The 22338-nt window shown below is 51.9% G+C and carries 21 protein-coding genes; 14 read left to right on the top strand and 7 right to left on the bottom strand.

Translation table 11 applies throughout. The features are described 5' to 3' along the window. Positions 1-246 precede the first annotated feature (246 nt). Both gntK and edd read left to right on the top strand, forming a co-directional pair. Positions 247-783, top strand: a complete 537-nt coding sequence (gntK, locus tag HB631_RS24295; RefSeq protein ID WP_213993758.1) for a gluconokinase — start codon at positions 247-249, stop codon at positions 781-783. Positions 784-1133: 350 nt separating this feature from the next. After that, positions 1134-2945 carry a phosphogluconate dehydratase gene (gene edd / locus HB631_RS24290; RefSeq protein WP_213993757.1) on the top strand — a complete coding sequence of 604 codons (1812 nt, stop codon included), beginning with the start codon at positions 1134-1136 and terminating at the stop codon, positions 2943-2945. Between the two features lie 36 nt (positions 2946-2981). Here edd and metA read toward each other — a convergent pair whose 3' ends face one another. The 6 genes from metA to HB631_RS24260 form a co-directional block, all read right to left on the bottom strand. Further along, entirely contained in the window at positions 2982-3911 is a 930-nt protein-coding gene (gene metA, locus HB631_RS24285; protein WP_213993756.1) for a homoserine O-succinyltransferase, read from the bottom strand. Positions 3912-4338: 427 nt separating this feature from the next. Next, positions 4339-6264 (bottom strand): sigma 54-interacting transcriptional regulator, encoded by a 1926-nt coding sequence (locus tag HB631_RS24280; RefSeq protein ID WP_213993755.1) that lies wholly within the window; start codon positions 6262-6264, stop codon positions 4339-4341. 82 nt (positions 6265-6346) lie between these two features. Continuing rightward, a complete protein-coding gene (locus HB631_RS24275; RefSeq protein ID WP_213993754.1) occupies positions 6347-7318 on the bottom strand; it encodes a 2-keto-3-deoxygluconate permease in 972 nt (323 codons plus the stop codon). 63 nt (positions 7319-7381) lie between these two features. Continuing rightward, complete coding sequence (locus HB631_RS24270) at positions 7382-8545, bottom strand: UxaA family hydrolase (protein ID WP_213993753.1); 1164 nt, start codon at positions 8543-8545, stop codon at positions 7382-7384. A gap of 12 nt (positions 8546-8557) precedes the next feature. Then, a complete protein-coding gene (locus HB631_RS24265) occupies positions 8558-8848 on the bottom strand; it encodes a UxaA family hydrolase (protein ID WP_213993752.1) in 291 nt (96 codons plus the stop codon). 211 nt (positions 8849-9059) lie between these two features. After that, positions 9060-9719, bottom strand: a complete 660-nt coding sequence (locus HB631_RS24260; RefSeq protein WP_213993751.1) for a GntR family transcriptional regulator — start codon at positions 9717-9719, stop codon at positions 9060-9062. A 266-nt stretch (positions 9720-9985) separates the two neighbouring features. On the opposite strand from HB631_RS24260, the gene HB631_RS24255 reads away from it, so the two are divergent. The 11 genes from HB631_RS24255 (at position 9986) to HB631_RS24205 (ending at position 20607) form a co-directional block, all read left to right on the top strand. Continuing rightward, positions 9986-10186 carry a hypothetical protein gene (locus HB631_RS24255; protein WP_213993750.1) on the top strand — a complete coding sequence of 67 codons (201 nt, stop codon included), beginning with the start codon at positions 9986-9988 and terminating at the stop codon, positions 10184-10186. Between the two features lie 272 nt (positions 10187-10458). After that, on the top strand, positions 10459-11277 hold the full coding sequence (locus HB631_RS24250) for an ABC transporter substrate-binding protein (RefSeq protein WP_213993749.1): 819 nt from the start codon (positions 10459-10461) through the stop codon (positions 11275-11277). Positions 11278-11340: 63 nt separating this feature from the next. Then, entirely contained in the window at positions 11341-12135 is a 795-nt protein-coding gene (locus HB631_RS24245; RefSeq protein WP_213993748.1) for an amino acid ABC transporter permease, read from the top strand. Next, positions 12132-12800 carry an amino acid ABC transporter permease gene (locus tag HB631_RS24240; protein ID WP_213993747.1) on the top strand — a complete coding sequence of 223 codons (669 nt, stop codon included), beginning with the start codon at positions 12132-12134 and terminating at the stop codon, positions 12798-12800. The genes HB631_RS24245 and HB631_RS24240 overlap by 4 nt, the downstream gene beginning before the upstream one ends. A gap of 1 nt (position 12801) precedes the next feature. Then, positions 12802-13557 (top strand): amino acid ABC transporter ATP-binding protein, encoded by a 756-nt coding sequence (locus tag HB631_RS24235; protein ID WP_275955700.1) that lies wholly within the window; start codon positions 12802-12804, stop codon positions 13555-13557. Positions 13558-13597: 40 nt separating this feature from the next. Then, complete coding sequence (locus tag HB631_RS24230; RefSeq protein ID WP_213993746.1) at positions 13598-14776, top strand: Xaa-Pro peptidase family protein; 1179 nt, start codon at positions 13598-13600, stop codon at positions 14774-14776. Positions 14777-14967: 191 nt separating this feature from the next. Continuing rightward, complete coding sequence (locus HB631_RS24225; protein WP_255557258.1) at positions 14968-16227, top strand: Zn-dependent hydrolase; 1260 nt, start codon at positions 14968-14970, stop codon at positions 16225-16227. A 15-nt stretch (positions 16228-16242) separates the two neighbouring features. Next, positions 16243-17250 carry a hydroxyacid dehydrogenase gene (locus tag HB631_RS24220; protein ID WP_213993744.1) on the top strand — a complete coding sequence of 336 codons (1008 nt, stop codon included), beginning with the start codon at positions 16243-16245 and terminating at the stop codon, positions 17248-17250. A 90-nt stretch (positions 17251-17340) separates the two neighbouring features. Then, entirely contained in the window at positions 17341-18240 is a 900-nt protein-coding gene (locus HB631_RS24215; RefSeq protein ID WP_213993743.1) for a hypothetical protein, read from the top strand. After that, on the top strand, positions 18233-19321 hold the full coding sequence (locus HB631_RS24210) for an Ldh family oxidoreductase (protein ID WP_213993742.1): 1089 nt from the start codon (positions 18233-18235) through the stop codon (positions 19319-19321). Before HB631_RS24215 ends, HB631_RS24210 begins: the two co-directional genes overlap by 8 nt. Next, positions 19318-20607 carry a hydantoinase/carbamoylase family amidase gene (locus HB631_RS24205; RefSeq protein ID WP_213993741.1) on the top strand — a complete coding sequence of 430 codons (1290 nt, stop codon included), beginning with the start codon at positions 19318-19320 and terminating at the stop codon, positions 20605-20607. Before HB631_RS24210 ends, HB631_RS24205 begins: the two co-directional genes overlap by 4 nt. 99 nt (positions 20608-20706) lie before the next feature. On the opposite strand, the gene HB631_RS24200 is transcribed toward HB631_RS24205, so the two are convergent. Next, positions 20707-21282 carry an ABATE domain-containing protein gene (locus HB631_RS24200; RefSeq protein WP_255557257.1) on the bottom strand — a complete coding sequence of 192 codons (576 nt, stop codon included), beginning with the start codon at positions 21280-21282 and terminating at the stop codon, positions 20707-20709. A gap of 150 nt (positions 21283-21432) precedes the next feature. Here HB631_RS24200 and HB631_RS24195 point away from each other — a divergent pair, with 150 nt between their 5' ends. Then, positions 21433-22320 carry an alpha/beta hydrolase gene (locus HB631_RS24195; RefSeq protein ID WP_213993739.1) on the top strand — a complete coding sequence of 296 codons (888 nt, stop codon included), beginning with the start codon at positions 21433-21435 and terminating at the stop codon, positions 22318-22320. Positions 22321-22338 lie beyond the last annotated feature (18 nt).

The raw sequence follows: 22338 nt of genomic DNA, 5'->3' as shown, positions 1-22338 counted from the left end.
AGGCAGAACATCCTAACATAAGTTAAGCGAGAGCGAAGATGGCGGTTCATGAGACTTTTTCAGTTATCACCCGCTAGTTTAAAAAAACGCCACTTAATGTAAAAGTTATGTTTCATATTGCTCTTATAATTTGAAGCAGATCACAGAAGAAAATAAAAGTCGTTGATGTCGCTAGAAACCGATAAAAAAACACGCATAATGTTACCGGTAACATCACTGAACTTTTAGCTGGCCCGGAGCCATACGATGACAACTACATCCAATCATATCTTCGTCTTAATGGGCGTTTCAGGCAGCGGTAAATCCGTCGTGGCCAGTGCCCTGGCCCGTGAGCTATCGGCCGCTTTCCTGGATGGTGATTTTCTCCATCCCCGCGCCAATATCGAAAAGATGGCGGCGGGCCATGCGCTGAACGATGACGACCGCGCGCCCTGGCTGGCGGCGATTAACGACGCTGCTTTTGCCATGCAGCGCACCAACGCGGTCTCCATCATCGTCTGTTCGTCGCTGAAAAAGCAGTATCGCGACCGCCTGCGGGTGGGCAATGACAACTTATCGTTCATCTACCTTAAGGGCAGCTTCGAGGTGATCGAAGAACGAATGAAGGCCCGTAAAGGTCATTTTTTCAAATCCGAGATGCTGGTGACCCAGTTCGATACCCTGGAAGAGCCGGGAGCGGATGAACCGGATGTGTTCGTGGTCAATATCGCCCAGCCGGTTGAAAAAGTGATCGACGATACCCTGAATTATATTCGGCATTTTAATCAGCAAAACGCCCGCTGATCCAGACGGCCGGCGATGCCGTTATCATCGTCTTAAAGAATGTAAAGGATTTTACATTTGATACCAGGCCGGATGAGCCCGAGTTTTTGGACCTCCGGCTTTTTAAGTTCTTAGTAGCTGAAACGATTCAAATTTGATATTCCGACGCGAGTTCCGGTTGAGATAGCAATGAAAGCACCGGCCTTTCTGGGGGCCAACCGAAAAAAAGCGCCGTCAGGCGGCACCGCTACCGACATATTTTAATAATAAAAGCGCAAAAGCATCCTGATGTGCCATCGGACAACACATTCCGTTGTTCAGCGCTGCCCGCAAAGGCGCGTCTGAACCGTTCAATCTTAAGTGAGGCATGTATGAATCCTACCGTAGCCCGTGTGACGCAACGTATCATTGACCGTTCCACATCCACCCGCGCCGCTTACCTGGCACGCATCCATGATGCACGGACCAAAACGGTCCACCGCGCCCAATTAGCCTGCGGCAACCTGGCCCATGGTTTTGCCGCCTGCCAGCCCGACGATAAGTCCGCGCTGAAAAACCTGACCCATAATGACATCGCCATTATCACCGCCTATAACGACATGCTTTCCGCCCATCAACCCTACGAACACTATCCGGAACGGTTGAAAGCCGCTTTGCATGGAGCCGGCGCGGTGGGCCAGGTGGCGGCCGGCGTTCCGGCAATGTGCGACGGGGTGACCCAGGGCCAGGACGGAATGGAGCTATCGCTCATGAGCCGCGAGATTATTGCCATGTCGGCGGCCATCGGCTTATCCCACAACATGTTCGACGGGGCGCTGTACCTGGGTATTTGCGACAAGATAGTCCCCGGTCTGGTGATGGCGGCGTTATCTTTCGGCCATCTGCCGGCGGTATTCGTACCGGCCGGCCCCATGGCCAGCGGTTTACCGAACAAGGAAAAAGTCCGGGTCCGCCAGCTCTACGCCGAAGGTAAACTGGATCGGGCCGCCATGCTGGAAGCGGAGGCGGAATCTTATCATAGCGCCGGTACCTGTACTTTTTACGGCACCGCCAACTCTAACCAGATGGTGATGGAAATGATGGGCCTGCACCTGCCCGGCTCCTCCTTTATTCAGCCGAATACCCCGCTGCGTGACGCATTGACCGATGCCGCTGCCGTCCAGGTCACCCGTCTGACTGAAAACAGCGGCAATTATCTGCCCGTCGGCCGGCTGGTGGATGAAAAGGTTATCGTAAACGGTATCGTGGCGCTGCTCACCACCGGCGGTTCAACCAATCACACCATGCATCTGGTGGCCATGGCCCGCGCCGCCGGCATCATCATCAACTGGGACGATTTTTCCGAACTCTCCGACTCGGTGCCTTTGCTGGCGCGGATTTATCCGAACGGTCCGGCGGACATCAATCAATTCCACGATGCCGGCGGCGTTCAATTAGTCATTCGCGAACTGCTGAAAGGCGGCTTGCTCAATGAAGACGTCAATACCGTTGCCGGATTCGGCTTAAGCCGCTATACCCTTGAACCCTGGTTGGATCAGGGGACCCTGGCCTGGCGTGAAAGTCCGGAAACCTCCTTGGATGCGAAAGTGATTTCCTCCCTTGAAAGCCCCTTTGAACATCACGGTGGCACCAAGGTATTGGACGGCAATCTGGGGCGTGCGGTAATGAAGACCTCCGCCGTACCCCTCGTCAACCAGGTTATCGAAGCGCCCGCGGTGGTGTTCGAGAGCCAGCATGACGTCGGTCCGGCCTTTGATGCCGGCCAGTTGAATAAAGACTGTGTCATCGTGGTGCGTTATCAGGGCCCTCGCGCCAACGGGATGCCGGAGCTGCACAAACTGATGCCGCCACTGGGTGTCCTGCTGGATCGCGGTTATAATATAGCGCTGGTGACCGATGGGCGTCTCTCGGGGGCCTCGGGCAAAGTTCCCTCGGCAATTCACGTTACGCCGGAGGCTTATAACGGCGGGTTGCTGGCGAAAGTACGCACCGGAGATGTGGTGCGGGTGAATGGCGTCACCGGCGAGTTGTCACTGCTGGTGGACGAAAGCGAACTGTCCCAACGTATCGTCACATTGCCCGATTTAAGCGCCGGCCATATCGGCAGCGGACGGGAACTGTTCGGCGCCCTGCGCAGTCAGCTCTCGGGAGCCGAACAGGGCGCCAGTTGCATCGTTCTCTAACTCTACGTCACTGACATTGCGGAGTCCGGCCCGGCATTAATCGACGGTGGGATTCATATTGCGCAAATCGAACGGCGTGATTTGATAAACGTAATAATTGAGCCAATTGGCAAACAGCAGATGCCCGTGGCTCCGCCAGCTGGCTTTCGGCGTCAGGTCGGGATTATCATCCGGAAAATAATTAACCGGCATCAAAGGATCCAGGCCGGCGGCCAGATCCCGATGGTATTCGCTGGCCAGGGTAAGGGCGTCATATTCGGGATGACCCGTGACAAAGGCCAGCCGTTTGTCCTTGCTGGCAAACAGGTACGCACCGGTTTGCTCGGACTCCGCCAGGATCTCCAGATCGGTATAGCGGCGGATAACGTCGGTAGGGAAATCCGCATAACGGGAATGGGGCGCGAGGAACGTCTCATCAAAACCGCGGGTCAGCAATCCGTGGGGCTTGAGGGTATTGTGCTGATAAACCCCGGCCAGTTTTACCTGGCGGGTCATTTTGGGGATGTCGTACAAAATATTCAGCGCGGCTTGTACCGCCCAACAGACAAACAGTGTCGATGTGACATGATCTTTCGACCATTGCAGGATCCTGGCTATCTGCGGCCAGTAAACCACATCGCTGAAATCCACCAGCCCCAGCGGCGCACCGGTAACCACCAGGCCGTCGTAATTCTGGTCCTGTATGTCCTCAAAGTCGCAGTAAAAGGTATTGAGATGCTGCGCCGGCGTATTTTTCGACTCATGGCCGTCGATGCGCAACAGTTGAATATCAATCTGGAGCGGCGAATTGGATAATAAACGCAGGAATTGGTTCTCCGTCTCGATTTTTTTCGGCATCAGATTGAGTATCAATACCTTCAACGGACGGATTTCCTGCGTGCTGGCACGTGAAGTCGTCATCACAAAGACATTTTCATTGCGCAGAAAATTTACTGCCGGCAACTCATCAAGAACCCGAATCGGCATAACCTTAGAACCTCAAAGCATACGTTTATACGTTTAGACATCCAGATGCCCGACCATACCGCTTTTGCTAAATGATGTCGAGTATTCAACCATAAGTTGAAAATGTTTCATCTTAATCACTATTTTAGCTTAATGAACGTTTCTCGGCCGTTATTTTATAAATATCTGATTGATATAGTAAAAAAGGCTTTTAATGCGCAAAAAACGGATTCTTGACGATGATCGGCGGATAGTGGAAGTTAGGAATCAGGGGATTCGGGAATGAGGGAATGGGGGAATTAGAGTACTAAGACGCTAAGGACCTAAGGAGCGAGGCAAATATGGACCTATTACATAGCGTATAGTCGAAATGGTGTTAATAAGACGCCGCAGGCCGTTACGATAACCTGGTGCAACCGAGTGCTCGGGCAGATTTTCCGCCCAATCCCTAAGGTTTCATTAACCAGCGGTTAATGGAGGTACGATCCACATCCAACATGCGCGCGGTACGGCTTTTGTTATAACCCTGTCTGGCAATGACCCGCTCCAGTATCGCCCGGCGAATCTGCGTGTAATTACCCTCCAAGAGATCGCAGTGGCTACAGGCTTTTTTTGCCGTATGCTGTTGCGCGCCGGTGAGATCCTCGATGTAAAGCGCGGCCTGGTCGAGATCCAGCGTATCGCCGGCGGCCGAGAGCGCCAAACGCTCCATAATATTGCCCAACTGCCGCGCATTGCCCGGCCAGTCGTAACGGGTCAGAAAACGCCACAAGTCGGCCGCCAGACGCAGCGGAGGCAAATCATAGCGCCGACGATAACGGCTCAACCAGTATTCACCGATGGCGCGGATATCTTCCGGTCGTTCACGCAACGGCATGGCGGTAATCTTCAGCACATTGATACGGTAGTAGAGATCTTCGCGAAAGCCGCCTTCCTGGACAAACGTTTGGATATTACGGTTGGTGGCGGCGATGATGCGCACATCAATGGGAATAATTCGGTCCGATCCCAGGCGGATCAACTGCCGTTCCTGCAACACCCGCAGCAGTTTTGATTGCAGGCTTTTGTCCAGCTCGGTGATTTCATCCAGAAACAGCGTACCGCCATGAGCCAGTTCAAACAGCCCGGTTTTACCCTTGCGCGATGCGCCGGAAAATGCGCCTTCCACATAACCGAACAGCTCGCTTTCCAGAATATCCGGCGGGATGGCTCCGCAATTTACCGGCACAAACATTTTATCCCGGCGCTCACTGGCATTATGGATGCTTTGGGCGATGATCTCCTTACCGGTCCCGTTCTCACCAATCAGCAAAATCGTGGCATCAGTCTTGGCATAGGTTGCCGCCAGTTGCAACCGGCGCGCCATTTCAGGATGACCGGTGATAAAATCGTTGAAACCATAGCGCGCCTGGAAATTGCGTTTTTCCGCTTCCTTTAAGCGTATCGCCTGCTCTTCGCCGCGTACGGTGGCGGCTTTTTGCAGGGTTATAATCAGCCGGTCGGTCTCGCCATCTTCAATGATGGGCGTCACCTTGGCCAGCAGGGATCCATAGGCGCCGCTATCGATAATCAGACTTTCGTTCACATCATATTGTTCGTTAAAGCGGGACAAAGACCCCAACGTCAGGTAGCGCTGCAAGTTATCCCCGGCACGCTGCGTCAACCCAAGCATGGACATCGCCTGGCTATTGCTGTGCAGAATTTCTCCCCGCCCGTTGACGGTGATAATGGCCTTGCTGACCGCATCAATCAGGGTTTGCAACTGGCGGTTTTCAACCCGCTGGCGCGCCAGCCCCCGATAGACGGTAAGGGCCTCTTCCAGCGCCCGTTCAATGGATTCCGCGCCGGTATTCAACAGAGTGCAACGCTCGGCGGGCAGGTCGAAATAATCGGTGCTGATGGCATCGCCGATCAGCCGCTCCACCTCGCCGCTGGCCATTTGCTGATGCACCTGCTGACGAATTCGGTTAATGGTGGGTAACGACATATCCGGCACGCTAAAAATCTTCAGGGGAATATTCAGCATAGCGGCAATCTTACGGCTGCCATTGATAACGCTGATATAACCAACAATGCCAATGCAAGGTTGATTTCGGTAGGGAGCCAGGGCATCGATAATATCGTAGGCCGAGGTTTTGATTTCGATAATCGGCTGCTTTATACAAAGCTCCAGCAATCGCACCATGCCGCCGCGGCTGATGAAAATATCGTAATCGTCCAGCGGTAATTGCTTTAGGGTCTCTTCGATCCCGGTCAGGCTGGATTCGATAATAGTGATATTGGCTTTACCGGCATAATGGGCTTTTATGCCGGCAATATTTTCGGTGAGATCGGCGGTGGGTGAGATAATACAAAAATGCGGAAGCTTCTTCATTACATAAGGTCCCATAGACAACTTCCGCACGATGATAAAGAGATAAGAAATTTTTACTGTTAGCTGTTCCCGTAATTTACATTTAGGTCCTTGCCTTTTTAGGGATCAGCTGCTGTTTTTTATCCCAGCGCTGAGCCTCTTTCTTCGCGACCCAGGCGCTCAGCAAGGGCGTCAGCAGCGAGGAAACGATAGTGGAGGCCGCAACCTGCGGCGTCGCCACCGCCACCAGTCCCGCCATGCTGTGATCAACGCTGGCAATGGCCGCCGGAGTGGCTACCGCGTTGCCCGCGGTGGTCGATACCGCCGCGCCGGCTATGCCGCTGCCCCCTGTCAGCCGTGATACCAGGATGTTGAAGAAACCGCCGATGACCACCGTCATCACACCCAGCAACACGCCCGACAACCCGGCTTGCAGCAGCGTCATAAAATCGATATTGGTGCCCAGGCCAAAAGAGAAGAACGGGATCAGCATGCCGCCGCCGCTTTTGAGAAAGGTGCGCATCTCTTCATCCAGATTACCCAATATCACGCCGATAATGATAGGAATGATCACCGCGATAAAATCCAGCAGCGGAATGGATACCAAACCGGCGGTACCCATCGCCACCATGGTGAGGAAGGGACCTTCCAGCACCGACAGCACCGCAATGGCGCCACGATCGGTCTCATTACCGTATTCTTTGGTCAACGCCGCGTACAGACCCATATTGGCATTGGTCATGGCCGAGATAATGGCCAGGCCGGACAGTCCGAACAGACCGCCCTGCCCGCAAAATTTGACCACACCCAGGCCGATGATAATACCCACCACCAGCTTCGACAGGGTAATGGCCGCCCCTTTTTTCAGCGCCTGGGGTGCGGCGTTAAAGCGTATCTCCGCACCCATACAGATAAAGAATACCGCCAGGATCGCCATCGAACCATGGGATAACGCGGTGGTAAAACTGCCAATTTCCAGGGCATGGGGAAAAAATGTTTTAAACAGGGCGCCGATAATCAGCGGTATGACCATCATGCCACCCGGAAATTTTTCCATTGCTCGTTTGATTTTCATTTCAGCCTCTTATTATGTAATCAATAAAAAGGGACGTCACCGTCCCTTGGGGCCTAAATAGATTCAGAAGGAAGGCGCAATTTTATAAATGGAGAACTCATCATGGCCAAGCTCTTCCGCTTTGGTGCTTTTGCCATTGGCAACCTTCAGTATTTCATCGAAGACCCTTTGTCCCATCTCCTCGATGGTGGCTTCACCGCGCATGGCGGCTGAAACATCCAGGTCGATGTTATCGCTCATTTTGGCAAAGGTGGCTTCGTTGGCGGTGATTTTAATCACCGGCGCAATAGGCGTGCCAGTGGGACTGCCTCGCCCGGTGGTAAATACAATCAGATTGGCGCCCCCCGCTACTTTGCCGGAGAGGGATTCAATATCTTGCCCCGGGGTATCCATCACCCACAGCCCGTGGCCCTGCGGCCGGTCAGCATATTTCAGCACCCCCTGCAACGGCGAATGGCCCGCTTTATGGATGCAGCCGAGGGATTTTTCTTCAATAGTGGTCAAACCGCCTTTGATATTGCCCGGCGTCGGTTGCCCGCCGCGGATATCTTCTCCCAATGCCTTGGCCCGCCGTTCGCAGTCCAGCACCATGTCGATAAATTCTTTAGCGACCCGCGGGTTGACGGCGCGTTTGGCAAAAACCTGCTCGGCGCCGATAAATTCAGTGGTTTCGGACAGCATGGCGGTGCCGCCTTCCGCAATCAACCGGTCGCAGGCAACGCCCAGGGAAGGATTAGAGATAAGCCCCGAGGTGGTATCCGAACCGCCGCATTCCATACCCAGCGTCAGCTCGGCGAGGGATATCGCCTCCGCCTGCTGCATCGACAGCTCCTGGGCATAGGCGCGAGCCAGGGAAATACCCTTAGCCTGGCAATTGAGCGTGCCGCCTTCACCCTGGATGGTCACGCAGCAGACCGGTTTGCCGGTTTTGCGTATTTCATCGGTAACATAGGTGGGCTCCGCCCCTTCACAGCCGAGCCCCACCACCAACACTGCGCCGACGTTACCGTTAGCGGCAACGTTAATCAGGGTTTTTACCGTGAGTTTTGCATCGCTTGCGATTTGGCAACAGCCGAAACTGTTATTGATCCAGACCGCGCCTTTCACCTGCAGGCTGATATCCCGCGCCACTTTATTGGAACAGGCGCTGGTGGGTAAAATCAGTACATGGTTACGGATGCCGACGGATCCGTCGGGACGGCGATAACCTTTGAATGTCATGCTCATACTCTTCTCCTGTTATTGCCAGTCGCCGCGGCCGCGTTCACTTTCCACATTGTGGACGTGGACATACTCGCCCCGTTGAATGGGCGCGGTACTGCGGCCGATGGATTCACCGTATTTGTAGACTTCGCCATGCAAAGCGATATCGCTGATGGCAAACTTGTGCCCGAACGGCACATCCTGGCGTAAAGACACATCGATAATCCTATTGTCGATGGCGACTGTAGCGTTTTCTCCAGCTCGGAGGGCGACCAGGGCAACCGCAACGTTGTCCCTGTCATTGATAACCACTGCGTTATTTTTCATGGGTGATCCTCTTTATAGCTTCATTGCTTCCGGGCTATAGAGAGCAACCTTTATGCCATAGTTATAATTTATTGATATTGCTATATTTTTATAAATATCAACGCGTCCGTGGGGAAAAGCTGATGCAAATAGCCTCAGCTGATGCGGATATTTACCTCAATTACCGAAATAGCGATGCAGGGGAGTGGCCTTGGCGGGAAAAGCGTTGAGATCAGAGGAGAGTAAATTTTTCGATAATCGACATACGAATATTATCTATATGATGAGCGACTTCCACAGCGGCTTGCTCCGCGTTCCCCGTTTCAAGAGCGGCAATAATAGCCATATGTTCATTCAGCACGGGAATCATGCGTTTATCCACACGTTTGAGTGAGAACATCCGGGTTTTGCGCCGCAGTTCATCTATCATCTCGGCCAAAAGCTTATTTTCGCAATAATGGATAATCAGCCCATGCAGCTCCGCATCCACCACCTGATGCTCATAGCTGAAAGGATCGCCGGCCTGCTTGAGCTTTTCAATCCTTACCTTAAGCAGCGTTAGCTTATCAAGCGGGATTTTACCGGCCGAGCGGGACGCCGCCTCGGTTTCCAGCAGGCGTCTGACGTGGAGAATCTCCAAAATTTCCTCAAGGGTCACCATGCGGACAAAAAGCCGATTATTGGATTTACGCTCCAGGATCTTTTCCCCTTCAAGCCGATGCATCGCTTCACGAAGCGGTGTCCTGGAAATACCGAGACGGATGGCTAACGCGCGCTCTTGTATCTGTTCTCCTTGTTTCAATTCTTTGGCAATGATCAAATCAAGCAACGCTTCATACGCTTGATTGCCAAGACCGCCATTACCGCCTTCCAATAATGATGTTTTATTCATAATGTCTTTTAATCTTTCATGAAATTAAGCAGAGGGTGTCGGGGACCGACCATATCAGATGGAATACCATAGGTATATTAATCTATTAACTATTGCAAGGATGTCAACGTTTATTGGTAATCAAGGCAGCCTATAAGCAGATGTGTGATCAAGACAGGCAACGCTATTGCACAAAAATAAACCAAAAGCACTGCTTTGGTGCGTTCATTGGGCCAATCCACCAAAGCGGATAAAACCAAGAGCTTATTCAAAAGGGATAAGGCCAGGTGAAAAAATATTCTCAATATAAATATCAGGCTGTAGTAAACACCCGCTACGGCGACGATAAAAGGCTGATATTGATCGGGCAATGCGGGAACCCGGCAAAAAATTTAGAGATGCTCAGCCAGGATATCTGGCTGAATTTTAATACATTTGAAAATTGTAGGGCTAAAAAAATCCGCCACATTGTTTCTCTTCGTGAATGAAATCCACCGTCACGGTACAATTTTTTTAACACGTGAGCTAACGCGCTTTTCTTCTCAATAGGAATATTTGGCACTTTTATTGCTAACATAAAATATACCATTTTGATACCAGGCGGCCATACCCGGTTAACCGAGAAAGAAAAACAGTGTAGCCATTCTTTCTTTAACTTGGTATACCACTTGGATACCAAATTAACATAATGATAGCTATCTAAAATAAAGCGGCCCTAACGGCTGATGAACATAATTATTCACCTGACAAGGGTATATCCATGCGTTTATTGTCCATTTTCACTCTGATAAATTGCAAAAAAGCGGGAGCGATATTCATTTTTGCGCTGGGATGCGCTCAATACGTCAATGCGGCGGATAACGCGGTTGACAGCATTATGTCAAAAGGCGAGCTGCGCGTTTGCTGGGCCGAAGACAATCCCTATTCATATAAAGACCCCGCCACCGGCAAATGGGAAGGCTTTGACCACGATATGGCCGTGGATCTCGCCAGCGCCATGGAAGTAAAACTGGTGGATGTGGATTCAACATTCAAAACCATTATAGCCAGTGTGAAAAATCATGAATGCGACATTGGCGGGGCGGCATTATTCGATACCATGAAACGGGCCGAAGTGGTTCTTTTCTCCGATCCTCTTTCTTATGAAACCAGCGGTGCTTTTGTCAAAAATGATTCTCCTTATAAAACCTATGCCGATTTGGACCAGAAAGGAAAAGTGCTTATCTCCAAAACCGGATCCGCATCAGGTGATTTCGCCAAACGGTTTTTCAAAAACGCCGAAATACGGTTTGTCGCTTCCGATAACAGTTCGGTAGACGCGGCTGAAGTGGCCAACGGCCGGGCGGACGCATGGTGGGTTTCGTACACATCCACATCGCGAATGCTCCAGCAAAACAAACAATTCGGCATGCGGCCCCTGGGCGAAAAACCGCTGGACCGCGTTGGCATCGTCTGGGCCGTTGACCTGAATGAATATCACTTGCAGCAGGTGATCAATATATGGCTACGCGGACAGCTTAATTCCGGGCGTACGGCCGAGCTGTGGAAAAAATGGTTTGGCACCGATTATATTCAGTAAAAAACCATGAATGCCGAATCACCGGCATCACCCACTCTCTTCATGTCTGGATGAGGTCGCTGTATGACAGAGTCAGCCATAATCGCTAAAAGTAAAAAGATTGATAAGCAAAAAATCATCGGCACAGCCATCGTTATCCTGTTATTCGCGTTTGTTATTTATAACGTGAAATGGAGTTTTGTGCGTACCCTCGATTTTTCCGTGATTTATCAATATTGGCGGTTATTGCTCAAAGGGCTTTCCATGACGGTGTTTGTCACGCTGGTATCGGTAATATCCGGCCTGCTGAGCGGTATCATCCTGGCTCTCCTTTATCAGCTCCCCTTCCGGTTGATAAAAATCCTTATCGCCATTCACGTGGAGATCTGGCGCTCTACGCCGCTGCTGGTGCAAATTTTCTGGATCCATTTCGCCCTGCCGCAAATCACCGGCATTCCCACCCCGGCTCTGGTATCCGGCATTATAGCCATGACGCTCCAGTCAAGCGCCTACCTTACGGAAATCACCCGTTCGGGCATTGAAAGCATTCCCATGGGGCAATGGGAAGCGGCGAAGGTGCTTAACCTTTCACAGAGCACCACCTGGCTCAGGGTCATTCTGCCCCAAGCGCTGAAACTGATGCTGCCGGCGCTTTGTAATACCGTTCTCAGCTTTTTCAAAGGCTCAACCATACTTTCGGTGCTGGCCATAAGCGAACTGGTGACAGTGAGTAATAATATTGCCAGCTTCACCTTCAGGCCCATTGAGGTTATCACCTTTTCGGGCCTGCTCTTTTTTATTATCGGATATGGTTTTTCGTACCTGAGCGCCATGCTTGAGAAAAGACTTTCGCAATCGTCTTTGCGGGAGCCGACATGAATTTCCATTTTTTTGTTATAGAAAATTCTTGGAAAATTCTTGCACAGGGGGCCGTGACAACTTTTTTAAGCTGCTGCCTGTCGCTGGTGCTCGGTATTGTTCTTGGCGCGGTATTATGCTGGGGAAAGATGCAAGGCAGCGGCCCGCTCTATCGTGTTTCGGTTATCATTATTGAAACTTTCCGGAGCATACCTGAATTGATTCCTATATTCTGGATATACACCTGCGTCCCGTTTATTTTTGATGTGAAATTATCCGCATTTTCCTCCGGCATTCTCGCACTAACCCTTTGCAGCGGTGCTTTTCTTGCCGAAATATTCAGAACGGGCATCTTGGCGATACCGAAAGGGCAATTTGAAGCCTGCGCTGCGCTGTCCATACCCATGACAGAGAAATGGAAAACGGTCATTATTCCTCAAGCGGTCAAGGTGGTATTTCCAGCGTTTGTGAATTTCACCAGCGATCTGGTAAAAATTTCCAGCTTACTCTCAACCATCGGCATCGCTGATTTAGCTTATCAGGCATCGGTCATCAGTGGTGAAAACTATCGTTATCTCGAAATCTATACACTGGCCGCCGTATATTATTTGATCATGATAGTGCCGCTGAGCTTATACGGCCGCTATTGTGAAAACCGCAGCAAAAAAAATATGTCGAGGACCTAAAATGCGTATGAATGCGGATATTCCCTCCTCACATATCGTCATCTGCCAAGAAGTGAAAAAATACTACGGTAAATTTTGCGCCCTGAATGACATCTCACTGGAATTCAAAAGGGGGTCCGTCACCTGCATTGTCGGTCCGTCAGGCAGCGGAAAATCCACCTTCCTGCGGACGCTAAATGCCCTTGAACCCATTGATGCCGGTGAGATTTTCATTGACGGCATCCAGTTGGAGCCCAGCGCGGCCTCCGCGCGGGCCATACGCAAAGATGTCGGCATGGTCTTCCAAAATTTCAATTTATTTCCACACCTCAGTGTAAGAAGCAACGTCACCTTGGCGCCGATCAGTGCCTTGGGATTGGGCAGGAAAGAAGCGGATTCACGGGCGGAGCAGCTCCTGGCCCGCGTCGGTCTGGCCGATCAGATAGACAAATACCCCGGTCAACTGTCGGGCGGGCAACAGCAACGGGTCGCCATAGCACGGGCGCTGGCCATGGAACCGGCCCTGATGTTGTTCGACGAACCCACATCGGCCCTTGACCCGGAAATGGTATCGGAAGTGCTCGCGGTCATGAAAGAGCTGGCCGAAAGCGGCATGAGCATGATTGTCGTTACCCATGAAATGGGGTTCGCCCGCGAGGTGTCGGACCGGGTCATCATGATGAACGATGGGCAGGTAGTGGTTGATTTACCGCCGCGGGAGTTTTTCAAACCGGCCAATGACGCAAGACAATCAGCGTTTCTCTCAAAAGTGCTTTGAGGCAAAAACAGCACGTCTTCTCCCTTAAGGAAAATGTGAAATGATAGACAAGAACTTAATCGACAGCATTCCCCAAGGCAGTGATTCGGCCTTTCCACAGCAGGAATTCGACAGCCGCATTGCGAAACTCCAGGCCATTTTAAAAGATAACAATATTGATTTATATCTCACCAGCGGCGCTGAAAATATTTTCTATCTTTCCGGCCAGCAAACCCCTGGCTATTATGTCTTCCAGTGCCTGGCAATCCCGGTTCAGGGAACGCCGTTCCTGGTGCTCCGGGAACTGGAATCCTATAACGCCCGCTTTAATACTTATCTCAACCATTTATACGGTTATGGTGACGGTTTTTCTCCCGCTGAAGCACTGGCCTCGGCAATTGAGCAGGAAGGCTGGAAAGGAAAACGCATCGCCATCGATCGGAACGCGTGGTTTCTTACGGTGAATATTTTCGCCGAGCTTTCCGCCCGCCTGGGGGAAATGCAGGATGGCAGCGGTTATGCGGAATCTTTGCGCCGGGTAAAAAGCCCCCTTGAAATTCTGGCGCTGGAGGAGGCCGCGCGGGAAAATGACGCCGGTATGGCGGCAGGAATACAAGCCGCCAAGGCGGGCGTTGATGAAAATGCCATTGCCGGCGCTATCATGGGCGCAACCATTACCGCCGGCTCGGAATATATGGGAATGGAGCCCTTTGTCACCTCCGGCCCTCGTTCCGGTGTTCCTCATACCACCTGGCGCCGCCGCGTAATCCAACAGGGCGACGTGGTGGTATTGGAAACCGCCGGCTGCCACCACCGTTATCACGCCGCGCTTTTTCGGACCATTATGGTGGGTGATGTCCCGCAAAAAGCCCGCGATTGGTATGATATCACCCGGACCGCCCTTGCAGCGGCCATGGCGGCCATGAAACCCGGCAACCTCTGTTCTGATGTCCATGATGCGGCGCAGCGGGTGATTGACGCAGGCGGCGCCACGGATGCCTACAGAAAACGGACCGGATACAGCATGGGTATTTCATTTGCTCCCGACTGGGGTGAAGGCAATATTCTACATCTCAATAAAGGTTACGACGTGGAACTGGTTGAAGGCATGGCTTTTCATATACCCATTACCCTGCGGGAATATGCTCAATTTACCGTCGCCTGCAGCGAGACGGTCATTGTTACGCGCAGCGGATGCCGGTCGTTAAGTAAAATTTCTCAAGACCTGATTAATATTTGATAAACGAGAAGAGGGTTTTTCATCTGAATTCCTGACGATTATTCATGGTATAGCCTACCGGTAACGGGGAATATCAGCACTCTTTGGTATACCAACGGTATTTATTAAATCGGAGGGATATAGGGCGTAATGAAATTCAGCCTATTTTTTTCTTATTGTGCATCATTATCATGCTCAGGGAATGTTTATCTATGATTGAACCAGATTTGGAATTGGCACAGGCTTTATTCAATGAACTTTATGCCATCGGGTATGACGGTATTGGCGTCACGCGCGACACCTATGGGCCGGGGGAACAGCGCGCCCATGACCTTATCAGGCTGAGTGGAACGGAACTTGGCCTCGAGGCTCGGATTGACGCGGCGCTGAATCTTTATCTTACCTTGCCAGGCCTGGAGCGAAGCCTGCCCGCCGTTCTGACGGGTTCCCATCTGGATTCCGTCCCCCGCGGCGGTAACTATGACGGGGCAGCCGGGGTTATCGCCGGCATGTCGGTGTTGGCGTCCTGGATAAAATGCGGCCGGCGGCCGAAACGCGATGTTACCGTTATCAGCATACGCGCGGAAGAGAGCGTGTGGTTCCCGGTGTCCTATATCGGCAGTAAGTCCGCATTAGGACTATTGCCAGCCGATGCCCTGGAGGCGGTGCGTTTTGATACCGGCAAGACCCTGGGCAAGCATATGGAAGAGCAAGGGGGATTCCCTGAAACGCTAGTGAACGGAGCCCCCGCCGTTTCCATCGGCGCTGTTTGCGCCTTTATCGAACTGCATATAGAACAGGGATCGGTCTTAATCGAAAGCCGCCAGGCTATCGGTATTGTGACCGGAATTTGCGGCAGCCTGAGATACCGCAGCGCGACCATAACCGGTCAATACGCTCATTCCGGCGCGACGCCCAGGACACATCGCCATGATGCCGTGGTGGCTTTTGCCGAACTGGTCCACGAACTGCAAAACACATGGCAGGTCTTGGAAGCGGATGGGCATGAATTGACGCTAACCTTCGGCCAGGTCAATACCGATTCAAAACAGTCGGATTTCAGCAAGGTGGCGGGAAAAGTTGTTTTTTGCATTGATATCCGATCCCGCGATGTCGATACCCTGGATCTGATGAATGACTACGTTCAACGTGCCGTGGCCGATCTATCCGCTAAACATGGGGTAAATTTCAATCTGGGAGAAAAAATCCGCAGCCAGCCGGCAAGCATGGACCCGGCATTACGCCACGGGTTAACGGTATGTGCGAAAAACAGGGATTTGAAATTTCACGCTATGCCGAGCGGCGCGGGACATGATGCCGCCATGTTCGCGTATACGGGTATTCCTACCGCCATGATTTTTATTCCCAACGCCAATGGCAGTCACAATCCGGATGAACAAATGGAAATGGATGATTTCAGCAACGGCGCCCGGGTGCTGTCCGATATTTTATGGCAAATATCCAATCAATAGTTATTACTGGAATACATGATGAAACAGCCCGTTTGTGTAATCACCCATCCCATCCATAAGGATGGCATAGCGCTATTAATCGCCGCGGGTGTTGATGTGCGATTCGCCTATGATTGCGATGATAAAGCACTGGGGAAAGCCCTTTCATCGGCAAATGCGGTGATTACCAGAGGGTCTATTAAAAGCAATAGTATCGATTGTGCGGATAATCTTGAGGTCATAGCCAATCATGGCTCAGGCACAGATAAAATTGATGTCCGGTATGCCCATACAAAGGGCATAGCGGTGGTCTATACACCGAACTGTAATACCCTGGCCGTCGCTGAACATACTTTGTTATTAATGCTGGCCTTGTCCCATAAACTGCTTTGCGCCGATAGGGCGGCGCGCAAAGGGGAGTGGGATTTTAAGTTTACCGGCATCACCCACTCTTTATACGGCAAATTCCTGGGCATTATCGGCTTTGGCGATATCGGACGCCAGGTCTGCAAAATGGCCATAGGCGGCTTCGGGATGCGGGTTTCGGTCTGGTCACCCCATGCCGTCATTGCCGATATCATTGCCGCGGGTGCCATCCCGGCCGGCAGTTTGACCGACCTGCTTGGAAATGCCGATGTCATCAGCCTGCATCGGCCGCTGCGCCCAGACACTTTTCACACCATTGATAGCGTGGCCCTACGGAATATGAAATCTTCCGCGTTGCTTATCAACACCTCCCGTGGCGGCCTGATAGATGAAGATGCTTTATATCAGGCATTACAAGAGAATTGGATTGCCGCCGCCGGTTTGGATGTGTTTGAACATGAACCCCTGCTGCCCCGCTCACGGCTGTCCACACTGCAAAATACCCTGTTGACGCCTCACCTTGCCGGCTCAACCCAGGAAGCCTTGCGAAAGACCGCCATCTGCTGCGCCGAACAAATAGTATCGGTTTTCAGAGAGATAGAACCTCAGCATCTCTTGAATAATGAGGTGTGGCAGTCGCGACGAAAAATCGGCCATAAACTCATGCTCAAGGAATAATACCGGCGAATAACGGCAGGTGTCTTTTCAATAATATCAGCTGCCCGGCCGTTAAATAGGGCAGTAATGCTCAAAGTGTAGGGAGGGAAAATGTATCCTTTAGTCAAAGTGGTATTAAGTATTGACGGCGATCCGGATCCTGTACTTAATCCCGATCCCGATGCCGTCGTTTTTCGCAAATATCATAAAATGCAATCCTTGGTGAATGAGTATTGTGATGGCAAAGCGACGATGACAATTCACAGCAGTCCGGTATTCCGGCAGCGGTTTATCAGTGACGAGTACATGCTGTTCTGGCGAGAGTGGGCAACGTCGGGCAAAAACCTGGCCCTGCATATTGAGGATGATCTATATCGGTTATCCTCTGCTGAAACTTTGCAGCCGAGTATTTTCCACCATCCGGAAACAATATTTGACGTCATCAGTACGACACTGGAAAGACTCAAACAGTGGAATATCGATTGCAGCTGCTTTCGCGGGGGGTCAAACGGACACGCCCCGGCGCTTGCGGATTTTTTGGCAAAACAGGGCATCATCGCCGATCTGAGCTGTGCGCCGGGACTTAACTGGCCGGAACGTGGCGTTGATTGGCAAGGCGCGCCGGCAACCGCCTATTTTCCCTTGAACGATAACCTGTCGGCCAGAGACGGCTACAGCCAGAAAGCGCTGTTAATGATCCCCTTGGGCTGGGACGGAATCACACCTGAAGACCGGCGCCGTCCCACGGTGAATTACCTGGCAAATGAAACCAGTACCCTGGAGCATTTAAAACGGGTCTGGGACTGTCTTGTCCGAAGAGCCACGGATCTTGGCCAGCCCCAGGTGGTTTCTTTCCTTTGCCATACCTACTCAGTGGAAAACCAAGATTTGAATCAGCAGCTAAAGAAAATGCTCACCTATATCTCTCACCATGACGGCCAATTCATTTCCATTACCGAGGCCATGAAAGAAGCGAGGCAACCCTATCCAGGAGAACATGGACATGCATAATAATCAGCCCAGGCGATATTACCGCATTGATATGACGGTTCTCACCCGGTTCATCAAAGATATATTTGTCGCCAACGGTTGCAGCGAAAACAATGCCGATATCATGGCGAATGTGTGTATTGAGGCGGATTTACGCGGGCATTCCATCCAGGGTATCGATCATATTTATTCTATCCTGCGTGACCTGGATAACGGCGTTTTATTAGGCGATGCCGCTCCGCGGATTATTTCAGAAACGGGCGCAACGCTGCTCATCGATGGCGCGGGATGCCCTGGATATGTGGGCGGCGTATTCGCCACGGAACATCTGATACAGAAAGCCCGCCGTATGGGCACCGCCTCAGCGGCCCTCCAGGACGCAGGGGATCTTTTTATGCTGGGATATTATGCCGAGCAGTTCGCCCGCGCCGGACTGATCGGTTTGGTATTCACCAATACCTGGCCACCGCGCGTGCACCCTACCGGCGGTATCGACCCGGTTCTGGGCACTAACCCGTTGGCCATCGGAATCCCTACCGGAGGGATTCCGATGGTGTTCGACTCGGCTACCAGCACCTCGGCCATCGGGCATGTCAGGCTTGCAGGTTATCATGATGAAGATATTGCGCCCGGTATCGCGATAGATGCCGACGGCGCGCCGACAGTGAATCCTTACCAGGCGCTGCAAGGCGCGCTGACCCCCATGGCCGGCCATAAAGGATTCGGGCTGGGACTCTGTATCGCACTGCTTTCCGGGGCAATGGCGGGCGGCGAGCTGGGTTCCCGGCTGGACATCGTGGCCCGGTCGCGAGAGGGGACCCAGGGTAAAAGGTGCCACCTGTTTATCGCCATCGACCCCGCGGCTTTTGGTGATGCCGCTGAGGCGCGAAGCCGCGCGGATGTCTATCTGGCGGAAATAAAAGCGGGCAGAAGGATGCCTGGCGTTGATGAAATAATGATTCCGGGCGAACGCTCGGCCAAGGTCCGTAAAGACAATCTCAAGCAGGGAATACCGATTCTGGCGGAGGTCTGGAACAGGATCTGCCGGTTTGCCGCGGATGCGGGCGTGGACATTCCCTCAGTGAAAGGTGAACAATCATGAGCCAGCCGGATATGAAAGTAGCGGATATGCAGGAGAGGGTTGATGCTATCACCCATGCAATCAAACCCCGTAGATTATGGAATTCCATTATGGAGATGGCTAAATACGGCGCTACCGCCAACGGCGGCGTAAGTCGGCTCGCCTTGACTGAAACGGACAACAATGTCCGCATCACGCTAATGGAATGGTTTAATCTTCCACACTACCATTTTTTTGTGGATGCAATAGGTAACTTATTTATACGCCGTGACGGCGCCAGTCCCTCCTCGGACCCGGTAATGACCGGCTCACACCTGGATACCCAGCCCTCCGGTGGGAAATTCGACGGTATTTACGGGGTTCTGGCCGGGTTGGAGGTATTTCGCACCCTTGATGACCTGGAATTGTTCACCTCCCGTCCGCTTGAATTGACGGTCTGGGCTAATGAAGAGGGCTGTCGTTTTGTTCCGGGATGCATGGGTTCCGCCTGTTTTGCACAGCCTGAAGACCTGCCCCATTGGCAAGTCATCACAGACAGTGAAAACATTTCCGTCAAGCAGGCGGTAGCGTGCTTTCACCGGACAATGTCCGAGGTCCCGCATCGGCCGCTGGGGATCCCCGTACACGCCTACATCGAAGCCCATATTGAGCAGGGACCGATACTTGAGAACAGCTCTGCGACAATAGGAATCGTCAGCGGTATACAGGGATGCAGGGATTTTCAGATCACTATCACCGGTATGGAGGCACATGCCGGAACCACGCCGGCATCATCCAGGCATGATGCCATGAAGACAGCGGTATTGCTTTTACAGGATCTTTATTCGGTTATGGATTCTGCCGGGGAAGAGTGTCGTTTCACCGTCGGCGCCTTCCAGGTGTATCCCAACAGCAGCTCTGTCGTGCCGGGTCACGTTGTTTTTAACATTGATTTACGCCACCCGTCGCAATCGTCATTAACGACATTGGGCAATAAAGTCATTGAGTTATCCGACAAACACTCGGACCGGTGCGCCATTCATGCAAAAGAACTGAGATGGCGAAAACCCTTTGAGTTTAAGAAAACCATACCTGATTTGATCCAAAACGCCGCCGATCGTCTTAAGCACCCGAGCAAGGTATTACCCTCTGGAGCCAGTCATGATGCCGTTAATCTGCATTTATGCTGCCCCACGGGTATGATCTTTGTCCCTTGCGAAGGAGGCATCAGTCACAATGAAAAGGAAAATGCCGCCCTTGGCGATCTGCATGCCGGAACACAGGTTCTGGCGGAGGTGTTATATCGCCTCGCCGAAAATATCTCATGAAACAAAACTAGTGAAAACGGAGCACAGCATCAAGGCTTTGCCGCTGTGCCTCCTGATTCCCGTTTTATTTTAGGAGCAGCTAGGCGGGATAATTTTCATTTAGTCGGCGTCTTTCTGATTTTGTCGGAATTTTGCCACCTTATGCCGATTTCCACAAACCGCCATGCTGCACCAACGGCGACGATGCGACTTGGTTTTGTCATAAAACCAGAGGCAACATTCATGATTTTCACATTCACGCACCAGAGAGAAATCGGCATAGGCCAGTAAATCCGCCGCCTGTTCCGCTAACGGGCCGAGCAATTGTTTAGCGGTTTCAGGTTGGTAAATACGCGCAATGCTTAATATCCCTTCCTCGCCCACCTTAAGTGCAGGATAGCTGCCCGACTGCGCCAGATAATCATTTAATTTGCCGATGGGTAAGGATTGCCCGTTTTTTTTGCTTTCAACCAGCTCCCGTACCGTCTCGCGCAGGGTTCTGGCCTCGTTTAACAGACTGTCGCCCTGTATATCCATTTTTCCCGTATGCAGCAAAAGACCGGCTTTCGACAACCAAAGTTTAACGTCATCACTGGTTTGCCAGAGGTCACATTGTTTTCCGTCAATTATCTCTACCGTATTGAGCAGATCCAGCGCCGTATGATCGGCGAGAAAACGCGGGACAGCGTTCGACATGGCTTTTTGCATAGTGATGTTGATCTCAGAAACGAACCTTTCATCATTGTAACCAATAAAAATCATCTTGACTAGTTACATAATGCGGGCATACTGACTTCACATAACTAGTAATAACACACTTTAAAGGTTACACATAAGAGGTGCACTATGACTGCTAATACCCATTTCCCCGTTCATTATCAATTTGTAGATGCCGATGGTGTTCGCGTTTTTTACCGCGAAGCAGGTAAGGCCGATGCGCCGACCCTCCTGTTGTTACATGGTTTTCCCAGTTCGTCCCACCAGTTTCGTGAGCTGATTCCGTTATTGGCGGACAAATTCCATATCGTTGCCCCCGATCTTCCGGGCTTCGGTTTCACCGAGGTCCCCGCCGAACGCAATTATGTCTATAGCTTTGATGCGCTGGGGAAGACCCTGACCGATTTCGTGGATGCCCTTGATCTCACCAGCTATGCCCTGTACGTATTCGATTACGGCGCGCCGACGGGTTTGCGGCTGGCGTTGACTTATCCCGAACGGGTGACCGGACTTGTTTCACAGAATGGCAATGCCTACCTTGAGGGATTAGGGGACGCCTGGGCACCGATTCAGGCTTACTGGGCGGATCCCACCCCGGAGAATCGCCGGCTGGTTCAGGATGCGGCGCTGAACTTTGACGGCATTCGTTGGCAATATGTGCACGGAGTTCAGGATAAGGCACTGGACCGCATTGCCCCGGAGGCCTATTCTCTCGATAATTTCCTGCTATCCCGTCCCGGCAATACATCTATACAGCTCGATCTGTTCCTCGACTACGCTAATAACCTGAAGTTGTATCCCGCTTTCCAGGCGTTTTTCCGTAAAGCACAGCTGCCGACGCTGGTGATCTGGGGAAAACAGGATCCTTTCTTTATTCCGCCAGGCGCCCAAGCCTATAAATCAGACAATCCGAATGCAGTTGTTGAACTGCTGGATACCGGCCACTTTGCCTTGGAAACCCATGTGGAATATATCGCCAAGCGTATCCGTGAGGTGATCGGCGGTGAGGAAGTCTGACAAACAGAAAAAAGCCCC

The organism is Sodalis sp. dw_96, from assembly GCF_018449575.1.
Classification (GTDB): domain Bacteria; phylum Pseudomonadota; class Gammaproteobacteria; order Enterobacterales; family Enterobacteriaceae; genus Acerihabitans.
Note: the sequence above shows the minus strand (reverse complement) of the source record. Positions and strands in the feature narration are given on the sequence as shown.

Bases quoted from the DNA above. Each gene is read 5' to 3' on its own strand.
- HB631_RS24205 (WP_213993741.1), top strand. From the start codon at position 19,318: ATGAGCCAGCCGGATATGAAAGTAGCGGATATGCAGGAGAGGGTTGAT.
- HB631_RS24265 (WP_213993752.1), bottom strand. From the start codon at position 8,848: ATGAAAAATAACGCAGTGGTTATCAATGACAGGGACAACGTTGCGGTT.
- HB631_RS24230 (WP_213993746.1), top strand. From the start codon at position 13,598: ATGATAGACAAGAACTTAATCGACAGCATTCCCCAAGGCAGTGATTCG.
- metA (WP_213993756.1), bottom strand. From the start codon at position 3,911: ATGCCGATTCGGGTTCTTGATGAGTTGCCGGCAGTAAATTTTCTGCGC.
- HB631_RS24245 (WP_213993748.1), top strand. From the start codon at position 11,341: ATGACAGAGTCAGCCATAATCGCTAAAAGTAAAAAGATTGATAAGCAA.
- HB631_RS24240 (WP_213993747.1), top strand. From the start codon at position 12,132: ATGAATTTCCATTTTTTTGTTATAGAAAATTCTTGGAAAATTCTTGCA.
- HB631_RS24235 (WP_275955700.1), top strand. From the start codon at position 12,802: ATGCGTATGAATGCGGATATTCCCTCCTCACATATCGTCATCTGCCAA.
- HB631_RS24200 (WP_255557257.1), bottom strand. From the start codon at position 21,282: ATGTCGAACGCTGTCCCGCGTTTTCTCGCCGATCATACGGCGCTGGAT.
- HB631_RS24270 (WP_213993753.1), bottom strand. From the start codon at position 8,545: ATGAGCATGACATTCAAAGGTTATCGCCGTCCCGACGGATCCGTCGGC.
- HB631_RS24195 (WP_213993739.1), top strand. From the start codon at position 21,433: ATGACTGCTAATACCCATTTCCCCGTTCATTATCAATTTGTAGATGCC.
- gntK (WP_213993758.1), top strand. From the start codon at position 247: ATGACAACTACATCCAATCATATCTTCGTCTTAATGGGCGTTTCAGGC.
- HB631_RS24275 (WP_213993754.1), bottom strand. From the start codon at position 7,318: ATGAAAATCAAACGAGCAATGGAAAAATTTCCGGGTGGCATGATGGTC.
- HB631_RS24225 (WP_255557258.1), top strand. From the start codon at position 14,968: ATGATTGAACCAGATTTGGAATTGGCACAGGCTTTATTCAATGAACTT.
- HB631_RS24260 (WP_213993751.1), bottom strand. From the start codon at position 9,719: ATGAATAAAACATCATTATTGGAAGGCGGTAATGGCGGTCTTGGCAAT.
- HB631_RS24280 (WP_213993755.1), bottom strand. From the start codon at position 6,264: ATGAAGAAGCTTCCGCATTTTTGTATTATCTCACCCACCGCCGATCTC.
- HB631_RS24220 (WP_213993744.1), top strand. From the start codon at position 16,243: ATGATGAAACAGCCCGTTTGTGTAATCACCCATCCCATCCATAAGGAT.
- HB631_RS24210 (WP_213993742.1), top strand. From the start codon at position 18,233: ATGCATAATAATCAGCCCAGGCGATATTACCGCATTGATATGACGGTT.
- edd (WP_213993757.1), top strand. From the start codon at position 1,134: ATGAATCCTACCGTAGCCCGTGTGACGCAACGTATCATTGACCGTTCC.
- HB631_RS24250 (WP_213993749.1), top strand. From the start codon at position 10,459: ATGCGTTTATTGTCCATTTTCACTCTGATAAATTGCAAAAAAGCGGGA.
- HB631_RS24215 (WP_213993743.1), top strand. From the start codon at position 17,341: ATGTATCCTTTAGTCAAAGTGGTATTAAGTATTGACGGCGATCCGGAT.